General features: G+C 70.6%; 3 protein-coding genes. 2 read left to right on the forward strand and 1 reads right to left on the reverse strand.

Translation table 11 applies throughout. From position 1 onward, the window contains the following. On the reverse strand, positions 1 to 357 hold a 357-nt coding region (gene zapE, locus JOZ00_RS10325; protein WP_293343376.1), incomplete at its 3' end, for an AFG1/ZapE family ATPase. Between zapE and JOZ00_RS10330 the strand changes: the two genes are divergently transcribed. Both JOZ00_RS10330 and JOZ00_RS10335 read left to right on the forward strand, forming a co-directional pair. Further along, positions 356 to 1,135 carry a pyrimidine reductase family protein gene (locus tag JOZ00_RS10330; protein ID WP_293343378.1) on the forward strand — a complete coding sequence of 260 codons (780 nt, stop codon included), beginning with the start codon at positions 356 to 358 and terminating at the stop codon, positions 1,133 to 1,135. The genes zapE and JOZ00_RS10330 overlap by 2 nt on opposite strands. A gap of 14 nt (positions 1,136 to 1,149) precedes the next feature. Further along, on the forward strand, positions 1,150 to 2,387 hold a 1,238-nt coding region (locus tag JOZ00_RS10335), incomplete at its 3' end, for an alpha/beta fold hydrolase (RefSeq protein WP_293343380.1).

Below are 2,387 nucleotides of genomic sequence, written 5' to 3' on the forward strand. Positions count from 1 at the left end.
CGACGCCAGCAGGTGGGTCTTGCCCACCCCGAATCCCCCATCCAGGTACAGCCCGACGCCGGGCAGCACGACCCGTCTGCCCAGCAGATTGCGCCGGCCCGCCCGGCGCTGCACGGCCTGCCGGCAGAACTCTTGACACGCCGCGACGGCGGCGGCTTGCGTCGGCTGGAAGGGGTCGGGCCGATACGTCGCGAAGCTGACGTCGGCAAAGGTTGGGGGCGGCGTCAATTGGGCGACCAGTCGCTCGGGCGACACGGTCGGGCGCCGGTCCACCAGGTGCGCCACGCGGCCGGAAGCAGCCGCAGAGGTGGACCCGTGCATGCAGGAACTGTAGCGGCGTGCTGCAATCAGACCCATGCCCGACTCTGGCGCGACTGAGAATTCGGAGACGCCGTTAGCGCTGCTCGGATCTGTGCGCGAAATCGACGACGGCGAATTGCCCCAGCTCTACAGCTATCCCGAGCACGACGGGACGTGGGTGCGGGCGAATTTCATCACGAGCGTGGACGGTGGGGCGACCGCCGGTGACAGCAGCGGCGCGATGGGCGGACCCGGCGACCGGCTTGTCTTCAACCTGCTGCGCGAGCTCGCCGACGTCATCGTGGTGGGCGCGGGGACCGTGCGGGTCGAGGGTTATTCGGGCGCGCACGTGGGCGCGGCGCAGCGCCAGCGACGACAGGCCGGCGGGCAGAGCGAAGTCCCGCAGCTGGCGATCGTCACCAGGTCGGGCCACCTGGGTCGGGACATGGCGGTGTTCACCCGCACCGAGGTGCCCCCACTGGTGCTCACCTGTACCGCGGCGGTCGACGAAACCCGTCAACGGCTCGCCGGTCTGTGCGAGGTGCTCGATTGCTCCGGCAATGATCCGGGCGCGGTCGACGAGGCCACGTTGCTGGCCGTCCTAAGTGCCCGTGGCATGCACCGCATCCTCACCGAAGGCGGGCCGACGCTGCTCGATTCGCTGATGGACCGCGACATGCTCGACGAGCTGTGTCTGACGATCGCGCCCTACCTCGTCGGCGGCCAGGCCCGACGCATCGCGGCGGGGCCGGGCCGGCTGCTCACGCGGATGCGTTGCGCCCACGTGCTGACCGACGACGCCGGCTACCTTTACACCCGCTACGTCAAGGCCTAGCTACTGTGGTCGGCATGAGTCGGCAGAGCGCGTATGCCACGATCCTCGTCGCGGTAACCGCGTTGTTGGCCGGCTGCGTCCCGGGGCTGGCGGCCGACCCGCGCTTCGCGACCAATTCCGGCGCGCGGCCGCAAGGCGCGGCGACGACCAAACCGCCGCCGCCCGGTCCGGGACCGATCGCGGCGCCCAAGAACGACTTGTCGTGGCACGACTGCACGTCGAAGGTGTTCGGCGACGCGGCGGTGCCCGCCGCACCCGGAGTCTCCCTCGACTGCGCGAACTACGACGCCGACCTGGACCCGGTCAACGGCGGGACGGGCACCTTGAGCATCGGCGTGGTCCGCGCCCGCTCGAACCAGACCCCGCACGACGCGGGACCCCTGGTCTTCACGACCGGCTCCGATCTGCCGTCGTCGGCGCAGCTGCCGGTCTGGCTGTCCCGGGCGGGCGCCGACGTGCTGCAGACCCACCCGATCGTCGCCGTCGACCGCCGGGGCTTCGGCATGTCGAGCCCGATCGACTGCCGGGACAAGAGCGACCGCCAACAGATGCGCGATCAGGCGCAATTCCAATCCGGTGACGACCCGGTGGCCAACCTGTCGGAAGTCTCGAACACCGCCACCACCAACTGCACCGATGCCATCGCACCGGGCGCCTCCGCCTACGACAACGGGCACGCCGCCTCGGATATCGAGCGGCTGCGCACCCTGTGGGATGTGCCTGCCGTCGCGCTCGTCGGAATCGGCAACGGGTCCCAGGTGGCGCTGGCCTACGCCGCGTCGCGCCCCGACCGGGTTTCACGGCTGATCCTGGACTCGCCGGTCGCGTTGGGCGTCAACGCCGAAGCCGCCGCCGAGCAACAGGTCAAGGGTCAACAGGCCTCGCTCGACGCGTTCGCGGCGCAATGCCTCGCGGTGAACTGCCCGTTGGGCCCCGACCCCAAAGGCGCTGTGAGCGCAGTGCTTTCGGATGCCCGCGCCGGCAAAGGCCCCGGCGGCGCATCGGTGGCCCAGGTTGCCAATGCCATCACCGTCGCCCTGGGCTTCCCCTCCGGCGGCCGCGTCGACGCCACGACGAGCCTGGCCGGCGCGCTGGCCGCCGCCCGCTCCGGCGACGTCAACCAGCTGAACAACCTGATCAACCGTGCCGACGCGGCTCAGGACTCCGACGGCCAGTTCATCAGCTCCTGCAGCGACGCGATCAACCGCCCCACCCCCGACCGGGTCCGCGAACTCGTTGTCGCTTGGGCCAA

Source organism: Mycobacterium sp., from assembly GCF_019243155.1.
In the GTDB taxonomy this organism is placed as follows: Bacteria; Actinomycetota; Actinomycetes; order Mycobacteriales; family Mycobacteriaceae; genus Mycobacterium.

Coding starts and splice junctions, on each gene's coding strand:
- JOZ00_RS10330 (WP_293343378.1), top strand. CDS start 356: ATGCCCGACTCTGGCGCGACTGAGAATTCGGAGACGCCGTTAGCGCTG.